The organism is Streptomyces sp. NPDC046335, from assembly GCF_055587985.1.
Window position 1 is genome coordinate 284,734 of record NZ_JBVJFF010000009.1, and the last position, 19,529, is coordinate 304,262.

Below are 19,529 nucleotides of genomic sequence, written 5' to 3' on the forward strand. Positions count from 1 at the left end.
CGTGTGAGCGGCTCACGTGGCAGGGATGCAGGAACAGGACCATCTGTCCTCGTGACAGGGAGGCACGGCATGGCATCCACCGCATGCGTTACGTCGGTCCCGGCGCCCGGCGGCGCCGAAGAGCTCCGCGAGCGGGCGCGGGGCGCACTCCTCGGCCTGGCGGTCGGTGACGCGCTGGGCGCGCCCGCGGAGAACATGAAGCCGTCCGAGATCCGCGCCCGCTGGGGCCGCATCACCGGTTACGTCGCCGAGCACCCGGCGGGCACCGACGACACCGAGTACGCGATCTTCTCCGGACTGCTGCTCGCCCGGCACGGGTCCGCGCTGACCGTCGCCCACGTCGAGACCGCCTGGCACCAGTGGATCGCCGACCTGGACGTCCCCTTCCGGGGTGCGGGCTTCTCCGAGCGCGGCACGCTGGAGAATCTGCGGCGGGGGCTCGCCGCGCCCATCTCCGCCCAGCACCGGCACGCCTGGAGCGACGGTCTCGCGATGCGGGCCGCCCCCTTCGGGGTCTTCGCCGCGGGGCGCCCCGCCGAGGCGGCGCGGCTCATCGCCATCGACGGCTCGGTCAGCCATGACGGTGAGGGGATCTACGGGGGCCAGGCGGTCGCCGCGGGCGTCGCGGCGGCCATGGCCGGGGCCCGCGTCGACGCCGTCGTGGCGGCGGCGCTCTCCGCCATCCCTTCGGACAGCTGGACCTCGCGGTCGCTGCGGCGGGCGGTGGCCGTGGCCGACCGCGGAGAGCGTGCGGTGCGCTCCGCGGTGGTCATCGGGGGGTATCCCTGGACCGACCTCGCCCCCGAGGCGGTGGGGCTCGCCTTCGGCGCGTACGCGGCGGGGCGCGGGGACTTCCGGTGCGCGGTGCTCTCCGCGGTGAACATGGGGCGGGACGCGGACACCACCGGGGCCGTGGCGGGGGCGCTGGCCGGGGCCACGTGCGGGGTCTCGGCCATCCCCGGCGCCTGGGCCGCGGGGGTCGGCGCGGCCCTGGGGAGCTGCCTGCCGTCCATGCGGGGGTATCACGTGCTGGACGTGGCCGATCTGCTCGTGCCCGAGGGGGAGGCGGCATGACCCCCGACGAGCCCGCCGCGCCGCGGCGGATCTCCCCCGTCCGTCCGCCCGTTCATCCCGCGGCCGGGGAGCCTTGGGCCGGCGTTCCCGCCGTGGGCAGGCGGCTTCCGGCGCCAGGAGCGGAACCGAGCGGCACTGGTCAAGGCGAGGCCGCGGGCACCCGTGCCGAAGGGCTGCTCCTCGGCCTCGCCGCGGGGGATGCCGCCGGGTGGCCCGCCGCCCGGCACCGGGCCAGCCGGATGCCGGAGTGGACCCGGCGGCTCACCCGCGAGCTGGACACCTTCGCGGAGCAGAACGCCACGACCACCCTGCCCGTACCGATCGCCCTGAACCAGCCCCCCGAGCCGCTCCGGCTCGGCCCCTCGGACGACGCCGAATGGGCGGCGTTCACCGCCGAGTCCCTGCTCCGCGCCGCGGACGGCACGCTGGACCCGGCGCTGCCCCTGGACCGCCGGGTACGCGCGGCGCTCGACCTCGCGTGGTCGGCCCTGGCCGCCGAGGTCGCCGCCGCCGCGGCCCGCGCCCCGGAGGTGGAGTCCGCGGTGCTTCCGCTGCGCGCCCGTATCTCCGTGCGCGCGGGTCTCGGCAACCTCGCCACGGGCCTGCGCCCGCCCGCCACCGGCCACGACAATCCGCACTTCTTCGACGACGCCGCCTGCGTACGGGCCTGCGTGCTCGCCCTGGTCCACCCCGGCGACCCCGAACGGGCCGCCGCCCTGGCGGAGTTCGACGCCCGCTACACCCAGGACGGCGACGGCACCCATGGCGCCCGCGCGATGGCCGCGGCGATCGCGGCGGCCCTCGGCGGCGCCGACGTCGACACCTCCGTGGACGCCGCGCTCGACCGGCTCCCCGGGCACACGGAGATCGGCCGCAACGCCCGGCACGCGGTGAAGCTCGCCCGCGACGCCGACTGCGCCTTCGACCTCGTACCACTGCTCGAACACCAGATCGTCGACCACGTGTACAGCTACGGGATCGCCGCCGCCGAGACGGTCCCGGTGGCCCTCGCCCTGACCACCGCCGCCCGCGGCCGCATCCGCGAGGCGGTGCCCGCCGCCGCGTGCCTGTCCCGCGTCGCCGACTCGGCGCCCGCCCTGGCCGGGGCGCTGACCGGTGCGCTCGGCACGGCGGCCGCGATCCCCGAGGCGTGGCGCGACGCCTGCCGGACCCTCTCCGGCTGCGCGCTGCCCCGCCTCGCGGGGACGGACCTGGTGGAACTCGCCGGGCACCTGGCAGCCACGGAACTGGCCGTTCCAGGTGGACAATCCCGACATGACGCCCAGATCTAGCCAGCTGACGGCCGACGCCCCGCCCTCCGACTCCCCCGACCCCGCACCCGCACCCGCACCCGCACCCGCACCCGCACCCGCACCCGCACCCGGCACCCTCGCCGACCGCATCACCGGCAGCCTTCTCGGCGCGGCGGTCGGTGACGCGCTCGGCGGGCCCGTCGAGGGGTACTCACCCGAGCAGATCACCGAGCGGCACGGCGGTCGCGTCGAAGGCGTCGTCGGCCCCTGGCACGGCGGCCGATGGCGCACGGCCCGGCCCATCGCGCCGTACCACAAGGGTGACGGGCACATCACCGACGACACCCTGATGACGCACGCGCTCATCCGGGTCTACGGCACCGTCCGGGACCACCTCGACGCGTACGCGGTCGCCGACCACCTGGTGCCCGACCTGATGACGATCCCGCGCTGGATCCCGGAACTGGAGGCCGACGCCCTCCCCCTGCACCGGATCTTCATCGCCGAGAAGTGGCTCGTCGCCCGCCTCCACTACGGGCACGTCGACCCGCGCGAGGCCGGTTCCGGCAACATCGTCAACTGCGGGGCCGCGATGTACATGGCGCCGGTCGGCCTGGTCAACGCGGCCGATCCCGAACGCGCCTACGCCGAGGCCCTGGACATCGCGGGCGCCCACCAGTCCTCGTACGGCCGCGAGGCGGCGGGCGTCTTCGCGGCGGCGGTCGCGGCGGCCTGCGCGCCGGGGGCCACGGCGGCCTCGGTGGTCGAGGCGTGCCTGACCCTGGCGAGGGACGGCACGCGCGCCGCGATCGAGGCGGTCGTGGACGTGGCCGGGCGGCACCGTGACGTGGAGGCGGCCATCGGGCCCCTGCGCGCCGCCGTCGCCCCCTTCGACACCGTCGGCCCCGACTACCGCGCCCCGTCCCTCGGCGCCCGCAGGCCCTCCCGGCTGCACTCCATCGAGGAGCTGCCCATCGCCCTCGGCATGCTCGTGACCGGCGGGGCCGACTACCGCCGCACGGTCCTCGGCTCGGTCAACTACGGCCGCGACTGCGACTCCATCGCGACGATGAGCGGCGCGCTCGTGGGCGCCCTGCACGGTGAGGCCGCCGTCCCCGAGGAGTGGGCCGCGACGGTGTCCACGGCGAGCCGCGTCGACCTGCGCTCCCCCGCCGCGGCCCTCACGGAGGTCGCCCGGGAGATCTTCGCCCGTGACGTGCGCCGTCGCCGCGCCCACGAGGCGGCGTTCACCGCGCTGGCGGGCCCGGCTCCGGTGGACTCCGCGCCGGCGGCTTCCCCGTCGGCCGCTTCCCCGTCGGTGGCCGCCCCGTGAACCGCGTGACCTGGGTCCAGCCCGAGGACCTGATCGGCCATGAGCTGCGCCAGGCGGACGAGGACGGCAGGGACGCCTCCTCCGTACGCTCCCGCTGGCTCGCGGCGGGCGGCCACCCGGCCCCGGCCCGCGCGGGCGCCTCCCCCCTGCCGGCCCCGCCGCACCTGCGGGCCCTGGCCGAGCGGCTCCTCGATGAGCTGGCGCGGCTCCCCCGCCCGGCCGGGGAACAGCCGGCAGGACCGCGGGACCCCGGAGCGGCAACAGCCGTCGCCCCCGGCCTGCGCGACCGCCTGCACGCCGCCTGGCTGGGCAGGGCCGCGGGCTGCGTGCTCGGCAAGCCGGTCGAGAAGCTGCCCCTCGACGGCATCCGCAGGATCGCGGCGGCGACCGGCAACTGGCCCCTGACCAGCTGGTTCACCGAGAGAGGCCTGCCGCCCGCGCTCAAGGCCGCGCACCCCTGGAACAGGCGTTCGGCGGCCAACTCCCTCGCCGAGAACATCGACGGGGCGCCCGAGGACGACGACCTCAACTACCCCCTGCTCAACCTCCTCCTGCTCCAGCGCCACGGCAGGGACTTCACCACCTCGGACGTGGCGCGGCTCTGGCTGGACGAGCTGCCCGCGGGCCGCACCTTCACCGCCGAGCGCGTCGCGTACCGCAACCTCCTCCAGGGCATCGAACCGCCGCACACCGCCGTCCACCGCAATCCGTTCCGCGAGTGGATCGGCGCCCTGATCCGCGCCGACGTACACGGCTGGACGAACCCCGGCGATCCCGGGGCCGCCGCCGAACAGGCCCGGCGCGACGCGGAGTTGAGCCACACGGCGAACGGCGTGCACGGCGCGGTGTTCGCCGCGGCCACGATCGCCGCGGCGGCCGGCGGCCACACGGACGTCCACCAGTGCCTGCGGACGGGCCTGGCCGCCGTACCGCCGCGCTCACGCCTGGCCCGCGCCGTGCGCGACGCCGTCGAACTGGCCGCCGCCACACCGCACTTCGACGACGTGGTGGACCGCCTGCACGCCGCACACGGCCACCACTGGGTCCACGTCGTCCCCAACGCCGCGCTCGTCGCCGCCGCCCTCACCCACGCCGACGGGGACTTCGGCGGCTCCATCACCCGGGCGGTCTCCGGCGGCTGGGACACCGACTCCAACGGCGCGACCGCGGGCTCGGTCGCGGGCCTGCTCGCCGGGCACCCGGACGCCCTCCCCGAGCACTGGACTGCGCCCCTGAAGAACCGGCTCGCCACCTCCGTCGGCGACTTCGACGGCATCGGCTTCGACACTCTCGCGGACCTCACCGCCGCGCTCACCGCACCCACCGCCCCGGAGGCACCCCGCCCATGACGCCCACCCCCCACATCGCCGTCCTCGGCAGCGCCAACATGGACCTCGTCACCTACGTCGCCAGGGCCCCGCGGCGCGGCGAGACCGTGACGGGCCGTGAGTTCCGTACGATCCCCGGCGGCAAGGGCGCCAACCAGGCCGTCGCGGCGGCCCGCGCGGGCGCCACCGTCTCGATGATCGGCGCGGTCGGCACCGACTCCTACGGCACCCAGCTCCGGTGCGCCCTCGCGCAGTCCGGCGTCGACACGGACCTGCTGCGCACCGTCGACACCCAGTCGGGCACCGCGCACATCGTCGTCGACGACGAGGGCGGCAACGCCATCGTCGTCATCCCCGGCGCCAACGGCACCGTCGACACCCTCTCCGCGGCCGACGAGACCCTGATCGCCGCCGCCGACGCCCTGCTGCTCCAGCTCGAAGTCCCGGTCGACAGCGTGCTCGCCGCCGCGCGGACCGCCCGCGGCCACGGGGTGCGCACGATCCTCACCCCGGCCCCCGCCCAGCCGCTGCCGGACGCCCTCCTCGCGGCGACCGACCTGCTGCTGCCCAACGAGCACGAGGCCCGCACGCTCACCGGCATCCCCGACGACCCGCGGGCCGCCGCGCTCTCGCTGCTCTCGCACGTCCCCGAGGTCGTCGTCACGCTCGGCTCGCGCGGCAGCCTGTACGCGACCCGGGGCGCCGAACCGGTCACGGTCCCCGCCAGGAGGACCACGGCGGTCGACACCACCGGCGCGGGCGACACCTTCGCGGGGGCCCTGGCCGTGGCGCTCGCCGAGGGGCGGCCCATGGTGGACGCGCTCGGCTGGGCGTCGGCGGCCGCGGCGCTCTCGGTGAAGCGGCCGGGGGCGTCGGCGTCCATGCCGTACCGGAAAGAGATCGACGCCCAGAGCGACACCGCGGACACCGCGGACACCGCGCCGGACGGCATCCCCTCATGACGCCGCCGCTCACCGGGCTGCGCGTCCTCGACCTGGCGACCCTGTTCGCGGGGCCCCTCGCCGCGACGATGCTCGGCGACTTCGGCGCGGAGGTCATCAAGGTCGAGCACCCCACACGCCCCGACCCCTCCCGGGGCCACGGCCCGTCGAAGGACGGCGTCGGCCTCTGGTGGAAGCTGCTCGGCCGCAACAAGCGGACGATGACGCTCGACCTGTCGACGCCCGGGGGCCGCGCGACGCTCCTGCGCCTGGCCGCCACCGCCGATGTGATCGTCGAGAACTTCCGCCCCGGCACCCTGGAGAAGTGGGACCTGGGCTGGAAGGAGCTGAGCGCCGCCAACCCCCGGCTCGTCCTCGCCCGCGTCACCGGCTTCGGCCAGTTCGGCCCCTACGCCCGCCGCCCCGGCTTCGGCACCCTCGCCGAGGCGATGAGCGGCTTCGCCGCGATCACCGGGGACCCGCAGGGCCCGCCCACGCTGCCGCCCTTCGGCCTCGCCGACTCCATCGCGGGGCTCGCGACCGCGTACGCGGTGATGACGGCGCTCGCCGCCCGCGACCGCACGGGGCGCGGCCAGGTGGTGGACATGGCGATCATCGAGCCGATCCTCACGGTCCTCGGCCCGCAGCCGCTCTGGTACGACCAGCTCGGCCACGTACAGCCCCGCACGGGCAACCGCTCCACGAACAACGCGCCGCGCAACACCTACCGCACCGCCGACGGCGGCTGGGTCGCCGTCTCCACCTCCGCGCAGTCCATCGCCGAACGCGTGATGCGCCTGGTCGGCCGCCCCGAACTGATCGACGAGCCGTGGTTCGGCACGGGCGCGGACCGGGCCCGGCACGCGGACGTCCTCGACGGGGCGGTCGGCGCCTGGATCGCCCGGCACACCCGCGCCGAGGTGATCGACGCCTTCGAGAAGGCGGAGGCGGCGGTCGCGCCCGTACAGGACGTGACGGACGTCATGGCCGACCCGCAGTACGCGGCCCTGGACTCGATCACCACCGTCGACGACCCGGAGCTGGGCCCGCTGCGCATGCAGAACGTCCTCTTCCGGCTCTCCGAGACCCCCGGCGGCATCGGCTGGGCGGGCCGTCCGCACGGCGCGGACACCGACTCCGTCCTCGCCGAACTCGGCCTGTCGCCCGATGAGATCACCACCCTGCGCAAGGAGGGCGCCCTGTGACCGCACCATCCCCGCTGACCTGGCTGTACGTCCCCGGAGACCGGCCCGAGGTGGTGGTCAAGGCCCTGCACGCGGGCGCCGACGTGGTGATCGTCGACCTGGAGGACGCGGTCGCCCCCGACCGCAAGGAGTACGCGCGAGGGGCGACCGCCGAGCTGCTCTCGGAACCCCGGCCGCACGCCGTGCCCGTCCACGTCCGGGTGAACGCCCTTGACGGCCCCTTCGCCGAGGCCGATCTCCGCACGATCGCCCCGCTTCCCGGGCTCGCGGGGCTGCGGCTGCCCAAGGTCACCTCCCGCGCCGAGGTCGTCCGGGTCGCCGACCGTGCGGTGCCGTCCGACGGCGGCGCGCCCATCCTGCACGCCCTGCTCGAATCGGCGCTCGGCCTGGAACACGCCTTCGCCATCGCCTCCGCGCACCCGGCCCTGCACGGCATCTCCCTCGGCGAGGCCGACCTCCACGCGGACCTGGGCGTACGTGAGGACGCGGGCCTGGACTGGGCCCGCTCCCGCGTGGTGGTGGCGGCGCGCGCGGCGGGCCTCGCGCCGCCCGCCCAGTCGGTCCACCCGGACATCCGCGACCTGGCGGGCCTGGCCGCGTCCTGCGCCCGGGGCCGCTCCCTCGGCTTCCTCGGCCGCGCGGCGATCCACCCCCGCCAGCTCCCGGTGATCGAGAGGGCCTATCTGCCGACTCCCGCGGAGGTCGAGCAGGCGGAACAGATCATCGAAGCGGCGGCGACGAACGAGGGCGCCCAGGCCCTGCCGGGCGGCCGCTTCGTGGACAGGGCGGTGGTGGAGGGCGCCCAGAGGGTCCTGACCCTGGCCACCCGCGCATGATTCCGCCCGGGGAGACGGAACGGGGCCGCCGGATCGAACGATCCGGCGGCCCCGTCGACGTACGACCAGCAGGCGTCAGCTCTTCTCGGCCGACTCGGGCTTCGACTCCGGCTTGGTCTCCGGCTCCGGCTCCGGCTTCGGCTTGGCGGCCGAGGCCGACTCCGCCTCGGGCTCCTTGCCCTTGGCCGGCTTCGCGGCGACCTCGGCCTTCGCAAGCTTCGAGTCCCCCGCGGAGGCCACGGAGGCCACGGAGGCCCCGTCCCCCTCGGCGGAGGCGGCAGGCTCGACGATCTCCTCGCGCCCGGGGCGCATCCGCGCCGAAAGGACCAGGTAGACCACCGCGAGCAGGAAGACCACGATCGCGGTCCACACGTTCAGGCGCAGGCCGAGGACGTGGTGGGCGTCGTCCACCCGCATGTACTCGATCCAGCCGCGCCCGGCACAGTACGAGGCCACGTACAGCGCGAACGCCCGCCCGTGCCCGAGCTTGAAGCGGCGGTCGGCCCAGATGACGAGCAGGGCGACGCCGATGCACCACAGCGACTCGTACAGGAACGTCGGGTGGTAGGTGCCCGGGACCCGGCCGTCCTCCGCGGACGTGATCTTCAGCGCCCAGGGCACATCCGTGGCCTTGCCGTACAGCTCCTGGTTGAACCAGTTGCCCCAGCGGCCGATCGCCTGGGCGAGGGCGATGCCGGGGGCCAGCGCGTCGGCCCAGGCCGGCAGCGGGATGCCCCGTCTGCGACAGCCGATCCACGCGCCGACCGCGCCGAGCGCGATCGCGCCCCAGATACCGAGGCCGCCCTCCCAGATCTTGAAGGCGTCCACCCAGTCACGGCCCTCGCTGAAGTACAGCTGGTAGTCCGTGATCACGTGGTAGAGACGCCCGCCGACGAGGCCGAACGGCACGGCCCACACGGCGATGTCGGCCACGGTGCCGGACTGGCCTCCGCGGGCGACCCACCGCTTGTTGCCGAGCCAGACGGCCACGAAGACGCCGATGATGATGCAGAACGCGTAGCCACGCAGCGGAATGGGGCCGAGTTCGACCACACCGCGCGAGGGACTGGGGATAAAGGCAAGGTCCATGGCAGGACCGACGCTACCGTGCCGGGCGGCCCTGACGGGAACCAGCCCGGCTACGGGTCCATAACAGGCGCCCGCCCGGAGGCCCTAACTCGCGTTCGCCTCCTGCACCAGCTGCCGCAGCTTCGCCGGGGTGAGCGGATTCTGCTGGTCGCCGAAGATGTTCTTGCCGTTGAGCTCCACGGTCGGGGTGCCCTGAAGCTTCGCGTCCTGGAAGGCCTTGTGGGACTTGGCGACCCACTTGTCGTGCGTGCCGTCCTTGACGCACTTCTTGAACGTGTCGGTGTCGAGGCCTTCGACCTCACCGGCCAGCTCGATCAGCTTGTCGTTGTTCCCGAAGGCGTCGTCGGGCTCGGCGGGCTGGTTCTTGAAGAGCACGTCGTGGTACTCGGGGAACTTCCCGGCGTCCTGGGCGCAGCCCGCGGCATTGGCCGCGCGGAGCGAGCCGCTGCCGCCCATGTTCCCGTCGATGAGCGTGGCCAGGTGATACTCGACCTTGAGCTGCCCCTTGTCGGCGAGCTCGTGGATCGTCGAGCGGTACGTGTCCTCGAAGCCCTTGCAGGCCGGGCAGCGGAAGTCCTCCCAGATGGTGAGCGTCGACTTCGCGTTCTTGTCGCCCAGCGGGAGCGTCAGCGAGTCCTTGCCCGTCGCGCCCTTGGGGACGCTCACCGGACCCGATGTGTCGCTCTTGTCGTCGTCGGAGCCGGCGGCGAGCAGGCCCACCACGGCGGCGAGACCGAGCACGCCGACCACCGCGGCGCCCACGATCAGCGCCCGGCGCTGCTTGTCGCGCGCCCGCTGCCGCTGCCGCTCCTCGGCGACCCGCTCGCGGGCCGTTCTCTTTCCCTCACGGTTCTTCTCACTCACACCCCGCCAACGAACCGGGGAGGCACGAGCGTGCCTCCCCGGTCCAGGTCCACCCGTACGAGTGAGGCCCGCGCAGGGGCCTCCGGCACGGGTCCCTACGCCTTGCCGCGGACCCCGTCGGCCAGTTCACCGGCGAGCGCCCGCACGGCGGCGAGCCCCGCGGCCTCGTCCTTCGCGTCCAGCATCCGCTGCACGAAGGCGGAGCCGACGATCACTCCGTCGGCGAAGCCCGCGACCTGGGCGGCCTGGCGCGCGTTGGAGACCCCGAGGCCGACGCAGACGGGCAGTTCGGTGGTGGCCTTGGTGCGCCGCACCAGCTCCTGCGCCTGCTCACCGACGGACTCGCGGGTGCCCGTGACGCCCATCAGCGACGCCGCGTACACGAAGCCGGAGCCCGCCGCCGTGATCGTGGCGAGCCGCTCGTCCCTGCTGCTGGGCGCGACGACGAAGACGGTCGCGAGGCCGTGCTTCTCGGCGTGCTCCCGCCACAGCGCGGACTCCTGGACCGGCAGGTCGGGCAGGATGCACCCGGCGCCGCCCGCCTCGGCCAGCTCGGCGGTGAAGCGCTCCACGCCGTAGCGGTCGATGGGGTTCCAGTACGTCATGATCAGCACCGGCTTGCCGGTCGCCTCGTACGCCTCGCGGACGGTGCGCATCACGTCGCGGATCTTGAGGCCGCCACGCAGGGCGATGTCGTCGGCGGTCTGGATGACCGGGCCGTCGAGCACCGGGTCGCTGTGCGGCAGGCCGACCTCGACGACGTCGGCGCCGCCCTCGAAGGCCGCCTTGACCGCCGCGATGCCGCCGTCGACCGTCGGGAAGCCCGCGGGCAGATAGGCGATGAGCGCGGAGCGTCCCTCGGCCCCGGCTGCCGCGAGGGTGTCGTCCAACAGCTGCTTGTTGCCGCTCACTTGGCGTCCCCCTCGATCTCCGCACCGGTGGCGGGCGTGGCGTCCGCCGCTACGGCGGCGTCCGTGTCGTACAGGCCGAAGTACCGCGCGGCCGTGTCCATGTCCTTGTCGCCGCGCCCGGAGAGGTTGATGACGATCAGCCCGTCCTTGCCCAGCTCCTTGCCGACCTCGATGGCGCCGGCGAGCGCGTGGGCGCTCTCGATGGCCGGGATGATGCCCTCGGTCCTGGAGAGCAGCCGCAGCGCCTCCATGGCGGCGCCGTCGGTGACCGCCCGGTACTCGCCGCGCCCGCTGTCCTTGAGGTAGGCGTGCTCGGGGCCGATGCCGGGGTAGTCAAGGCCGGCCGAGATCGAGTAGGGCTCGGTGATCTGGCCCTCCTCATCCTGGAGCACGTACGAACGGGAGCCGTGCAGGATGCCCGGCTCGCCCGCGGTCAGCGTGGCCGCGTGCTCGCCCGTCTCGACGCCGTGCCCCGCGGGCTCGCAGCCGATGAGGCGGACGTCCGCGTCCGGGATGAAGGCGTGGAAGAGGCCGATGGCGTTGGAGCCGCCGCCCACGCAGGCGATGGCGGCGTCGGGCAGCCGCCCGGCGCGCTCCAGGATCTGCCGCCTTGCCTCCACGCCGATCACGCGGTGGAAGTCGCGCACCATGGCGGGGAAGGGGTGCGGTCCCGCCACGGTCCCGAAGAGGTAGTGGGTGCGGTCCACGTTGGCGACCCAGTCGCGGAACGCCTCGTTGATGGCGTCCTTGAGGGTGCGGCTGCCGGACTTCACGGCGATGACCTCGGCGCCGAGCATGCGCATCCGGGCCACGTTCAGGGCCTGGCGCTCGGTGTCGATCTCGCCCATGTAGATGGTGCATTCGAGGCCGAAGAGCGCGCAGGCGGTCGCGGTGGCGACGCCGTGCTGGCCGGCGCCGGTCTCGGCGATGACGCGGGTCTTGCCCATGCGCTTGGTGAGCAGGGCCTGGCCGAGCACGTTGTTGATCTTGTGTGAGCCGGTGTGGTTGAGGTCCTCGCGCTTGAGGAACACGCGGGCACCGCCCGCGTGTTCGGCGAAGCGGGGCACTTCGGTGAGGCTGCTGGGGCGGCCGGTGTAGTTGACCAGGAGGTCGTCGAGTTCGCGGGCGAACTCGGGGTCGCTCTTGGCCTTGTCGTACTCGACGGCGACCTCGTCCACGGCGGCGACGAGGGCCTCCGGGATGAATTTGCCGCCGAACGCGCCGAAGTAGCCGTCGGCGGTGGGGATGTGACCCTCGGGGTCCGGGATGAAGTACTCGCTGGGCATGGCGGAATCCTCGCTAGGACTGGCGTTGACGTATTTCACGCGTGCGCCCTGGCGCCGTTGCTGGTCAGGATTGATGGCGACTGCGGCCCGTCGTGGGCTAGTCGCGCAGTTCCCCGCGCCCCTTGCGGGGGCGCTTCAGCTCGCGGCGGCGTTCGGGGCACCGCGTCGCCATCGCATCCCGGGGATCTGGCCCGGTTCCGAACCGATGTGGTACCGCACCCGCCTGCCCCGCACGCGGCGCGCCGGGGCCCGGCAGCCGCGTGGGCGGCAGCCGGGGGCCAGGCGGGCGGCGATCGGCATCGGGTGGGTCAGCTCCGTCCGTGGCGCAGCGCCGGGTGGGCGCCGGCGGCGACGAGGTCGGAGACCGCGGCCCTCGGGTCGCGCCCGGTGACCAGGGACTCGCCCACGAGCACCGCGTCGGCGCCCGCGTTGGCGAAGGCGATCAGGTCGTGCGGTCCGCGGACACCGGACTCGGCGATCTTGACGACGCTGTCCGGCAGCTCGGGCGCGATGCGCTCGAAGGTGGAGCGGTCGACCTTGAGGGTCTTGAGGTCGCGGTTGTTGACGCCGATGACCCGGGCACCCGCGTCCACGGCGCGCTCGGCCTCCTCCTCGTCGTGCACCTCGACGATCGGCGTGAGGCCGATCGACTCGGCGCGCTCGATGAGGGACTCCAGGGCGGGCTGGTCAAGGGCCGCCACGATGAGCAGCGCGATGTCGGCGCCGTACGCCCTGGCCTCCCACAGCTGGTAGGAGGTGACGATGAAGTCCTTGCGCAGGACGGGGATGTCGACCTTGGCGCGGACGGCCTCCAGGTCGGCGAGCGAGCCGCCGAAGCGGCGCTCCTCGGTGAGCACGGAGATGACGGCGGCGCCGCCCGCTTCGTAGTCCGCGGCGAGCCCGGCGGGGTCGGCGATCGCGGCGAGCGCTCCCTTGGAGGGGCTGGAGCGCTTCACCTCGCAGATGACCTTGACGCCGTCGCCGCGCAGGGCGGCCGCGCCGTCCTTGGCCGCGGGAGCCTTGGCCGCGCGTTCCTTGAGCTCGTCGAGGCTGACTCGCGCCTGCCGCTCGGCGAGGTCGGCACGGACTCCGTCGATGATCTCGTCGAGCACACTCACGCGAGCGGTCCCCTTCCCTGACGGTTGAAGCTGGTCACTGCGATGGTATCCGCAGGAAGGCGAAGCCTTCGCATCCGGTTGACGCCCGTCCCACGACCTGGACATACGTCACCCGTGCGGCCTGCGCGTTCAGGGGTGCAGCCACGATCCGAACGGAAGATTGCGTACGAGGGTGAAGACCGCGATCAGCGCGCCGAGACCCCAGAGCCCGGCCGTGCCCAGCTCGATCCGCAGGGGTCGCCCGCGCACCGTACGGATCACCCATACGGTCCAGAGCGCCGCGAGGACGACGTAGCCGACGACGGCGAGGGCGTTGGCGCCCAGGGCCGCGGTGAGGTCGCCGTGGACGAAGGCGTGGGCGCTGCGCAGGCCGCCGCAGCCGGGGCAGTAGACGCCGGTGAGGCGCAGGAGCGGGCAGGCGGGGTAGTGGCCGGGCTCGTTCGGGTCGACGGCGCCGACGTAGGCGAAGGCCCCGGCGGCCGAGGCGAGCAGGGCGGCGGGCACGAGCAGGCGGGCCAGGACGCCGGGCCCGCGCCCGCGCCCGCGCCCGGTTCCGGCAGCCTCGTTTCCCCGCATGGGCCCGGTTCCTGCGCGGTCGGTTCCCGCGCGGTCGGCTTCGGCGCTGTCGGTTTCGGCGGTCACCCGGGCATTCTGCCTCGCGGACGGCCCCGGCGCCCGGTGCCTGACACACGAAGAGGCGGCCCCCGGCGACCGCCGGACCGCCTCTGGACGCGTGCGGACGCGCTCAGGCCTTGGAGCCCCCGGCCTGACGCGGCGGGCGCCGCTTCTCCTGGCCCATGCCCGCGGCGCGCATGGCTACGCCCACCAGGCCGCCGATCACGATGATGGCCATGCCGGCCCAGAACCCGGGCACGTTGGCCATCACCATGAAGGCACCCGCGACGCAGAAACCGACGAAGGCGATGATGACACCGGTCCAGGCGGCCGGGGTGTGTCCGTGGCTGCTGCCCGCCATGACTTACTCCTATGTGCTGTATGCGTGGTGGTGGGTGGGAAGCCCACCGCGAGTCGGACGCTCGCCGACATTGTCCCGTACCGGTGCGTATCCCGTGAGCGCGGGGTCACGCTTCGCGCGTCGGGTCCTCGCCGCGGTCCAGGGCCTTCCACAGTTCCTCGGGCCGCTCCGGATCCGGGGCCGGGCGCGCCTTGCGGGGGCTCGGCGAGCCGTCGCGTTCGTAGCGCCCCGACATCGCGGGCCACGAACGGCCGTAGGTGAGGGCGAGGAGCCCGGCGAGCAGGATCAGGACGCCCGCCCCGGCGGCGGCGTACGGCCATCCGGTGTGGGAGAGGCCGTGGATGGTGGCGGCGGCGTCGCCGGAGGCGGTGGCGGCCTTCTCGTCGAGCGCGGCGTCGTCGTCGGCGCCGAGCAGGGCGGCGGCCACGATCCCCGCGCCGCTCAGCGTGAGCAGCAGGGAGACCAGGAAACGTCCGGCGCGGCGGACCGCGAAGATCGCTACCAGGGCGGCGAGGCCCACTATCGCGAGGGCCGCGGGGACGCCCGTGACGTCGCTGCCCCTGGCGGACAGCGGCAGGGCGCCGCCCGCCACCGAGGCGGTCCCGTGGGCCCAGTCCTGGCGGGAGGCGAGGAGCGCGAGGGCCGCGCCGACGGCGCCGAGCAGCAGCGCGGCGCCGATGCTGCGCCTGCTGCCGCGCTGGGCCGGGGTCTCGGCGGTCGGCGCGTCGGTACGGGGCGATGGCACTGCAGAAGTCACCCGTCCACTATCCCTCACCGCTTCCCGCGGCGCGCAGGCGGTTCGCCGTGTGGATGGCGCGCAGCACCGCGGCGGCCTTGTTGCGGCACTCGTTGTCCTCGGCCACGGGGTCCGAGTCGGCGACGACTCCGGCTCCGGCCTGCACGTACGCCGTGCCGTCGCGGAGCAGGGCGGTGCGGATGGCGATGGCGGTGTCGGAGTCGCCCGCGAAGTCGAGGTAGCCGACGCAGCCGCCGTAGAGCCCGCGGCGGGACGGCTCAAGCTCGTCGATGATCTGCATGGCGCGGGGCTTGGGGGCGCCGGAGAGGGTGCCCGCGGGGAAGCAGGCGGTGAGCACGTCGAAGGCGGTGCGGCCCTGGGCGACCTGGCCGGTGACCGTCGAGACGATGTGCATGACGTGGGAGTACTTCTCGACGGACATGAAGTCGACGACCTCGACGGAGCCCGGCTCGCAGACCCGGCCGAGGTCGTTGCGGCCGAGGTCGACGAGCATCAGGTGCTCGGCGCGCTCCTTGGGGTCGGCGAGCAGTTCGTCGGCGAGCGCCTGGTCCTCGCGCGGGGTGGCGCCGCGGTGGCGGGTGCCGGCGATGGGGTGGACCATGGCGCGCCCGTCCTCGACCTTGACGAGGGCCTCGGGGCTCGATCCGACGACGTCGAAGCCGTCGAGGCGGAAGAGGTACATGTACGGCGACGGGTTGGTGGCCCGCAGCACGCGGTAGACGTCGAGTGCGCTCGCCGTGCAGGGGGTCTCGAAGCGCTGCGAGGGGACGACCTGGAAGGCCTCGCCGGCGCGGATGCGCTCCTTGATGTCCTCCACGGCCTCCTGGTACTGCTCGCCGCCCCACAGCGCGGTGTACTCGGGCAGCTCGGAGGGCGGCAGCGCGGCCGGGGGCTGGACGACGGGCCGGGAGAGGTCGGCCTCCATGGCGTCGAGGCGGGTGATGGCGTCGGCGTACGCCTCGTCGACACCAGAGTCGAGGTCGTTGTGGTTGATCGCGTTGGCGATCAGCAGGACCGAGCCGTCCCAGTGGTCGAGTACGGCGAGGTCGCTGGTGAGCAGCATGGTCAGCTCGGGGAGCCGGAGGTCGTCCCGCTCGCCGGGGCCGATCTTCTCCAGGCGGCGCACGATGTCGTAGCCGAGGTAGCCGACCATGCCGCCGGTGAAGGGCGGCAGGTCGTCGGCGCTGACCACGTCACGCGGGGTGTGCAGTATGGCGATGGTGGCGCGCAGCGCTTCGAGCGGGTCGCCGCCGGTGGGGACGCCGACAGGCGGGGTGCCGACCCAGTGGGCCTCGCCGTCGCGGACGGTGAGGGTGGCGGCGCTACGGACGCCGACGAAGGAGTACCGGGACCAGGAGCGCCCGTTCTCCGCGGATTCGAGAAGAAAAGTCCCGGGGCGTTCGGCGGCGAGCTTGCGGTAGAGGCCGACGGGGGTGTCGCCGTCCGCGAGGAGCTTGCGGCTGACGGGGATCACTCGGCGGTCGGACGCCAGCTTGCGGAAGGTCTCGAGGTCCATGGCAGCAGACCCTACTGACCGGCGGCCGTGTCGCCGGACGCGTCCGGCCCGGGGACGCCGGACAGCGGCAGCACGTCGGAGTCGAAGCAGGTGCGCGTGCCGGTGTGGCAGGCGGCGCCGACCTGGTCGACCTGGACGAGGACGGTGTCCGCGTCGCAGTCCAGGGCGACCTCCTTGACGTACTGGAAGTGCCCGGAGGTGTCGCCCTTGACCCAGTACTCCTGGCGGCTGCGGGACCAGTAGGTGCACCGTCCGGTGGTCAGGGTGCGGTGCAGCGCCTCGTCGTCCATCCAGCCGAGCATCAGCACCTCGCCGGTGTCGTACTGCTGGGCGATGGCGGGGAGAAGTCCGTCGGCGCTGCGCTTGAGTCGCGCGGCGATCCGCGGGTCGAGGCCGCTGCTGGGCGGGGGCACGCTGGTCATGCGCCCATTGTGCCGCGCGTGGGGCGGGGGCCTGGCACCCGTCCACTGTCCGGACCGGGTGGGCGGTCGTAGGCTTGGGCGTATGTCGACCCATGCGAAGCGTGAACGACTTCTCCTCGCCGACCTGTTGGAGGCGGAGGGACCGGAGGCCCCCACTCTGTGTGAGGGCTGGAAGACCCGGGACCTCGCGGCCCATGTGGTGGTGCGCGAGCGCCGTGCGGACGCCGCGGGCGGACTTCTGATCAAGCAGCTCGCCGGGCGCCTGGAACGGGTGCAGGCCGAGTTCGCCGCGAAGCCGTACGAGGAACTGATCCAGCTGATCAGGACCGGCCCGCCGCGTTTCTCCCCCTTCTCCCTCAAGCAGATCGACGAGGCCTCGAACGCCGTCGAGTTCTACATCCACACCGAGGACGTGCGCCGCGCGAGTCCCGACTGGGTCCGGCGCGAGCTGGACCCGGTCTTCGCGGACGCCCTCTGGTCCAACCTGGAACGCACGGCCCGCCTGATCGGCCGCAAGGCCCCGGTGGGCCTGGTCCTGCGCCGCACCGACGGCCAGACGGCGGTGGCCCACCGAGGCACCCCGGTGGTGACAGCCACGGGCGAGCCCTCCGAACTCCTCCTCTTCGCATACGGCAGGCAGAGCGCCGCCGAGGTGGACCTGGACGGCGACAAGACCGCGATCACCACCCTCCAGGAGACGAAGCAGCTGGGGCTGTAGGGGCCGTCAGCGGCGGGGCAGTTCGGCGCGGCGCAGGGCGCGGGAGCAGAGGCCGATGACACCGGCCGACGCGGTCAGCGCCGCGCACGCCACGAACACCGGCGCGATGCCCCACACCCCGATCGCGGCGCCGACCACGGGGTAGCTGAGCGGTGAGAGGCCCAGCGTGAAGAGGCTGGACACCGAGGTGACGCGGCCGAGGTAGGCCGGGTCGGTGACGGTCTGGAGCAGCGCACCGCACAGGGCGCCGCAGAGCCCGAGCAGCAGCCCGAGGAGGACGGCGGCCATGACCGCCCCCGCCACCGAGGGCACGAGGCCGAGCGCTGCGGTGGCGGCGGCCCCGGGGAAGGCCACCCAGCACAGCACCGCCCCGGCGTGCGGCATCCGCCCGCGCACGGCGAGCAGCATCGAGGCCAGCCCGGCGCCCACACCGAACCCGGCGATGACCCACCCCTGCCCGGCCGCGCCCCAGCCGCGCTCCTGCGCGAGCAGTACGAGACCGATGTTGGCGGGCCCTGCGAAGCCCAGCTCGCCTACGGCGATCACGGCCATCAGCGGGGCGAGCACCCGGTGGCCGCGGATGTACCGCAGCCCGTCGGCGAGTTCACGCCAGGGTGACGCGGATTTCCCCGCCGCCTCGGTGGGCAGTTCTCGTACGCGTACGGCGAGCAGCAGCGCCAGGGACGCGGCGAAGAGGACTCCGGCCGCCCCGAAGGCCGCCGCCGAGCCGCCCGCCACGACCGCGATGCCGCCCAGGGGGCCGCCGGCGACGGTGGCGATACGGGCGGCGACACCGCGCATCCCCTGCACCCGGCCGAGCTGCCCCGGCGTGGTGATGCGCGGCGGCAGGGCTCCGACGCTCGGCAGGAACAGCGCGTCCACGGCTCCGAAGACCAGGGCGACCGCGGCGAGGGCCCAGATGCCGGGCGCGGAGAGGAGGAGCAGCGCGGCCACCCCCAGGATCACCAGGCACCGCACGGCGTCGCTGCCGATGACCACGCGGCGCGGCCCGAACCGGTCGGCGATCACGCCGCCGCCGAGCATGAGCGCGGCCCTCGGTACGGCCCCGACGGCGAGGACGAGCCCGGCCTGCGCGGGGCTGCCGCTGCGGGCCGCGGCCCAGGAGAGCGCCACGAAGTAGACGCTGTCGCCGATCATCGACGCGGTGTAGGCGCCGAGCCAGCGCAGGACGTTGCCGTCGCGGTGGGCGGGCGGTGCCGCGACGGCGGCCGCGGATAAGCCGGTGGTGGACGCGTCCGCGTGGCTCACAGCGACCGGAACGGGAACGACTGCAGGTACATGAGCACCTTCTCGCGCCCTTCGGTCTCCCCCGCCTCCTCGGCCGCCTCGGCCCGCCGCTCGTGCGCGCGGATCACGGCGTGCAGTTCCTGGGTGAGCGCGGTGAGTTCGGCCGGGGTGAAGCGGGCGAGGAAATCGGAGTCGTCGGCGGCTGAACGCCACTCGGGGGTCCATGCCGCGCGCTGGTCGAGCCAGATGCCGTAGAGATCGGCGCGCTGCGCGTGGAGGGTGCGGTTCACCGCCGCGAGAGCGGCGGCCTTCTCCGGGGTGTCCTGGAAGTCCTCCGTGTGGAAGGCCAGCACCTCCTGGGCGAGCGCCCACCACCGCTCCCGCCCGTCCCCGCGCTGTGCCTGCGGCGCTTCCTCGATGAGTCCGTGCTCGGCGAGCTTGCGCAGGTGGTAGCTGACGAGCGAGACGGCCTCGTCGACCTCTTCGGCGAGCTGCGAGGCGGTGGCGGTGCGGGCCACCTTCAAGGCTCCGTAGAGCCTCAGGCGCAGGGGGTGCCCGAACGCCTTCAGGGTCCCGAGATCGGTCACGCGGCGGCGCTGCTGCTTGGTCATGCCCCGACCGTAGATACGCAAGGAAAGTTGCACAACATAAATT

Annotated in this window: 21 protein-coding genes; 8 read left to right on the forward strand and 13 right to left on the reverse strand. The window is 74.1% G+C overall.

The genetic code is table 11. The features are described from left to right. The first annotated feature begins 69 nt into the window (after positions 1-69). Genes ACZ6JY_RS23690 through ACZ6JY_RS23720 form a run of 7 tightly spaced genes read left to right on the forward strand, consistent with a single transcriptional unit; the run spans position 70 to position 7,970 of the window. Complete coding sequence (locus ACZ6JY_RS23690; RefSeq protein WP_469198491.1) at positions 70-1,074, forward strand: ADP-ribosylglycohydrolase family protein; 1,005 nt, start codon at positions 70-72, stop codon at positions 1,072-1,074. Further along, positions 1,071-2,366, forward strand: a complete 1,296-nt coding sequence (locus tag ACZ6JY_RS23695; RefSeq protein ID WP_469198494.1) for an ADP-ribosylglycohydrolase family protein — start codon at positions 1,071-1,073, stop codon at positions 2,364-2,366. Before ACZ6JY_RS23690 ends, ACZ6JY_RS23695 begins: the two co-directional genes overlap by 4 nt. Further along, complete coding sequence (locus ACZ6JY_RS23700) at positions 2,350-3,660, forward strand: ADP-ribosylglycohydrolase family protein (protein WP_469198496.1); 1,311 nt, start codon at positions 2,350-2,352, stop codon at positions 3,658-3,660. The genes ACZ6JY_RS23695 and ACZ6JY_RS23700 overlap by 17 nt, the downstream gene beginning before the upstream one ends. Continuing rightward, complete coding sequence (locus tag ACZ6JY_RS23705) at positions 3,657-5,009, forward strand: ADP-ribosylglycohydrolase family protein (RefSeq protein ID WP_469198498.1); 1,353 nt, start codon at positions 3,657-3,659, stop codon at positions 5,007-5,009. The genes ACZ6JY_RS23700 and ACZ6JY_RS23705 overlap by 4 nt, the downstream gene beginning before the upstream one ends. Further along, positions 5,006-5,950: a ribokinase gene (gene rbsK / locus ACZ6JY_RS23710; RefSeq protein ID WP_469198500.1), complete on the forward strand. Its 945-nt coding sequence runs from the start codon at positions 5,006-5,008 to the stop codon at positions 5,948-5,950. The genes ACZ6JY_RS23705 and rbsK overlap by 4 nt, the downstream gene beginning before the upstream one ends. Next, complete coding sequence (locus ACZ6JY_RS23715; protein ID WP_469198501.1) at positions 5,947-7,134, forward strand: CaiB/BaiF CoA transferase family protein; 1,188 nt, start codon at positions 5,947-5,949, stop codon at positions 7,132-7,134. Before rbsK ends, ACZ6JY_RS23715 begins: the two co-directional genes overlap by 4 nt. After that, entirely contained in the window at positions 7,131-7,970 is an 840-nt protein-coding gene (locus ACZ6JY_RS23720) for an HpcH/HpaI aldolase/citrate lyase family protein (protein WP_469198503.1), read from the forward strand. Before ACZ6JY_RS23715 ends, ACZ6JY_RS23720 begins: the two co-directional genes overlap by 4 nt. A 75-nt stretch (positions 7,971-8,045) precedes the next feature. Here ACZ6JY_RS23720 and lgt read toward each other — a convergent pair whose 3' ends face one another. The 11 genes from lgt to hisI all read right to left on the reverse strand — a co-directional run bounded on the left by lgt (position 8,046) and on the right by hisI (position 16,909). Beyond that, positions 8,046-9,059, reverse strand: coding sequence for a prolipoprotein diacylglyceryl transferase (lgt, locus tag ACZ6JY_RS23725; RefSeq protein WP_469198505.1), 1,014 nt, complete (start codon positions 9,057-9,059; stop codon positions 8,046-8,048). Between the two features lie 84 nt (positions 9,060-9,143). Next, a complete protein-coding gene (locus tag ACZ6JY_RS23730; protein ID WP_469198507.1) occupies positions 9,144-9,923 on the reverse strand; it encodes a DsbA family protein in 780 nt (259 codons plus the stop codon). A 95-nt stretch (positions 9,924-10,018) separates the two neighbouring features. Then, positions 10,019-10,834 (reverse strand): tryptophan synthase subunit alpha, encoded by an 816-nt coding sequence (gene trpA / locus ACZ6JY_RS23735; RefSeq protein WP_469198509.1) that lies wholly within the window; start codon positions 10,832-10,834, stop codon positions 10,019-10,021. Then, positions 10,831-12,120 carry a tryptophan synthase subunit beta gene (gene trpB, locus ACZ6JY_RS23740; RefSeq protein WP_469198511.1) on the reverse strand — a complete coding sequence of 430 codons (1,290 nt, stop codon included), beginning with the start codon at positions 12,118-12,120 and terminating at the stop codon, positions 10,831-10,833. Before trpB ends, trpA begins: the two co-directional genes overlap by 4 nt. 135 nt (positions 12,121-12,255) lie before the next feature. Further along, positions 12,256-12,420 (reverse strand): tryptophan biosynthesis modulator TrpM, encoded by a 165-nt coding sequence (trpM, locus tag ACZ6JY_RS23745; RefSeq protein WP_447036807.1) that lies wholly within the window; start codon positions 12,418-12,420, stop codon positions 12,256-12,258. Positions 12,421-12,428: 8 nt separating this feature from the next. Next, on the reverse strand, positions 12,429-13,238 hold the full coding sequence (gene trpC, locus ACZ6JY_RS23750; protein WP_469198513.1) for an indole-3-glycerol phosphate synthase TrpC: 810 nt from the start codon (positions 13,236-13,238) through the stop codon (positions 12,429-12,431). A gap of 129 nt (positions 13,239-13,367) precedes the next feature. Beyond that, on the reverse strand, positions 13,368-13,814 hold the full coding sequence (locus ACZ6JY_RS23755; protein WP_469198786.1) for a DUF2752 domain-containing protein: 447 nt from the start codon (positions 13,812-13,814) through the stop codon (positions 13,368-13,370). A gap of 169 nt (positions 13,815-13,983) precedes the next feature. After that, positions 13,984-14,214 carry an HGxxPAAW family protein gene (locus ACZ6JY_RS23760; RefSeq protein WP_469198515.1) on the reverse strand — a complete coding sequence of 77 codons (231 nt, stop codon included), beginning with the start codon at positions 14,212-14,214 and terminating at the stop codon, positions 13,984-13,986. A gap of 106 nt (positions 14,215-14,320) precedes the next feature. Beyond that, positions 14,321-14,971, reverse strand: coding sequence for a TIGR02234 family membrane protein (locus ACZ6JY_RS23765; protein ID WP_469198517.1), 651 nt, complete (start codon positions 14,969-14,971; stop codon positions 14,321-14,323). 7 nt (positions 14,972-14,978) lie between these two features. Continuing rightward, positions 14,979-16,487, reverse strand: coding sequence for an anthranilate synthase component I (locus ACZ6JY_RS23770; protein ID WP_469198519.1), 1,509 nt, complete (start codon positions 16,485-16,487; stop codon positions 14,979-14,981). Between the two features lie 11 nt (positions 16,488-16,498). After that, entirely contained in the window at positions 16,499-16,909 is a 411-nt protein-coding gene (gene hisI / locus ACZ6JY_RS23775) for a phosphoribosyl-AMP cyclohydrolase (RefSeq protein ID WP_469198521.1), read from the reverse strand. Positions 16,910-16,991: 82 nt separating this feature from the next. Here hisI and ACZ6JY_RS23780 point away from each other — a divergent pair, with 82 nt between their 5' ends. Further along, positions 16,992-17,627, forward strand: a complete 636-nt coding sequence (locus ACZ6JY_RS23780; protein ID WP_469198523.1) for a TIGR03085 family metal-binding protein — start codon at positions 16,992-16,994, stop codon at positions 17,625-17,627. A gap of 6 nt (positions 17,628-17,633) precedes the next feature. Here ACZ6JY_RS23780 and ACZ6JY_RS23785 read toward each other — a convergent pair whose 3' ends face one another. Beyond that, positions 17,634-18,896: an MFS transporter gene (locus tag ACZ6JY_RS23785; protein ID WP_469198525.1), complete on the reverse strand. Its 1,263-nt coding sequence runs from the start codon at positions 18,894-18,896 to the stop codon at positions 17,634-17,636. Next, entirely contained in the window at positions 18,893-19,486 is a 594-nt protein-coding gene (locus tag ACZ6JY_RS23790) for an ArsR/SmtB family transcription factor (RefSeq protein WP_469198527.1), read from the reverse strand. The genes ACZ6JY_RS23785 and ACZ6JY_RS23790 overlap by 4 nt, the downstream gene beginning before the upstream one ends. Positions 19,487-19,529: the final 43 nt, after the last annotated feature.

Coding starts and splice junctions, on each gene's coding strand:
- ACZ6JY_RS23690 (WP_469198491.1), top strand. CDS start 70: ATGGCATCCACCGCATGCGTTACGTCGGTCCCGGCGCCCGGCGGCGCC.
- ACZ6JY_RS23695 (WP_469198494.1), top strand. CDS start 1,071: ATGACCCCCGACGAGCCCGCCGCGCCGCGGCGGATCTCCCCCGTCCGT.
- ACZ6JY_RS23700 (WP_469198496.1), top strand. CDS start 2,350: ATGACGCCCAGATCTAGCCAGCTGACGGCCGACGCCCCGCCCTCCGAC.
- rbsK (WP_469198500.1), top strand. CDS start 5,006: ATGACGCCCACCCCCCACATCGCCGTCCTCGGCAGCGCCAACATGGAC.
- ACZ6JY_RS23715 (WP_469198501.1), top strand. CDS start 5,947: ATGACGCCGCCGCTCACCGGGCTGCGCGTCCTCGACCTGGCGACCCTG.
- lgt (WP_469198505.1), bottom strand. CDS start 9,059: ATGGACCTTGCCTTTATCCCCAGTCCCTCGCGCGGTGTGGTCGAACTC.
- trpB (WP_469198511.1), bottom strand. CDS start 12,120: ATGCCCAGCGAGTACTTCATCCCGGACCCCGAGGGTCACATCCCCACC.
- trpM (WP_447036807.1), bottom strand. CDS start 12,420: ATGCCGATCGCCGCCCGCCTGGCCCCCGGCTGCCGCCCACGCGGCTGC.
- ACZ6JY_RS23755 (WP_469198786.1), bottom strand. CDS start 13,814: ATGCGGGGAAACGAGGCTGCCGGAACCGGGCGCGGGCGCGGGCGCGGG.
- ACZ6JY_RS23760 (WP_469198515.1), bottom strand. CDS start 14,214: ATGGCGGGCAGCAGCCACGGACACACCCCGGCCGCCTGGACCGGTGTC.
- ACZ6JY_RS23770 (WP_469198519.1), bottom strand. CDS start 16,487: ATGGACCTCGAGACCTTCCGCAAGCTGGCGTCCGACCGCCGAGTGATC.
- hisI (WP_469198521.1), bottom strand. CDS start 16,909: ATGACCAGCGTGCCCCCGCCCAGCAGCGGCCTCGACCCGCGGATCGCC.
- ACZ6JY_RS23780 (WP_469198523.1), top strand. CDS start 16,992: ATGTCGACCCATGCGAAGCGTGAACGACTTCTCCTCGCCGACCTGTTG.
- ACZ6JY_RS23790 (WP_469198527.1), bottom strand. CDS start 19,486: ATGACCAAGCAGCAGCGCCGCCGCGTGACCGATCTCGGGACCCTGAAG.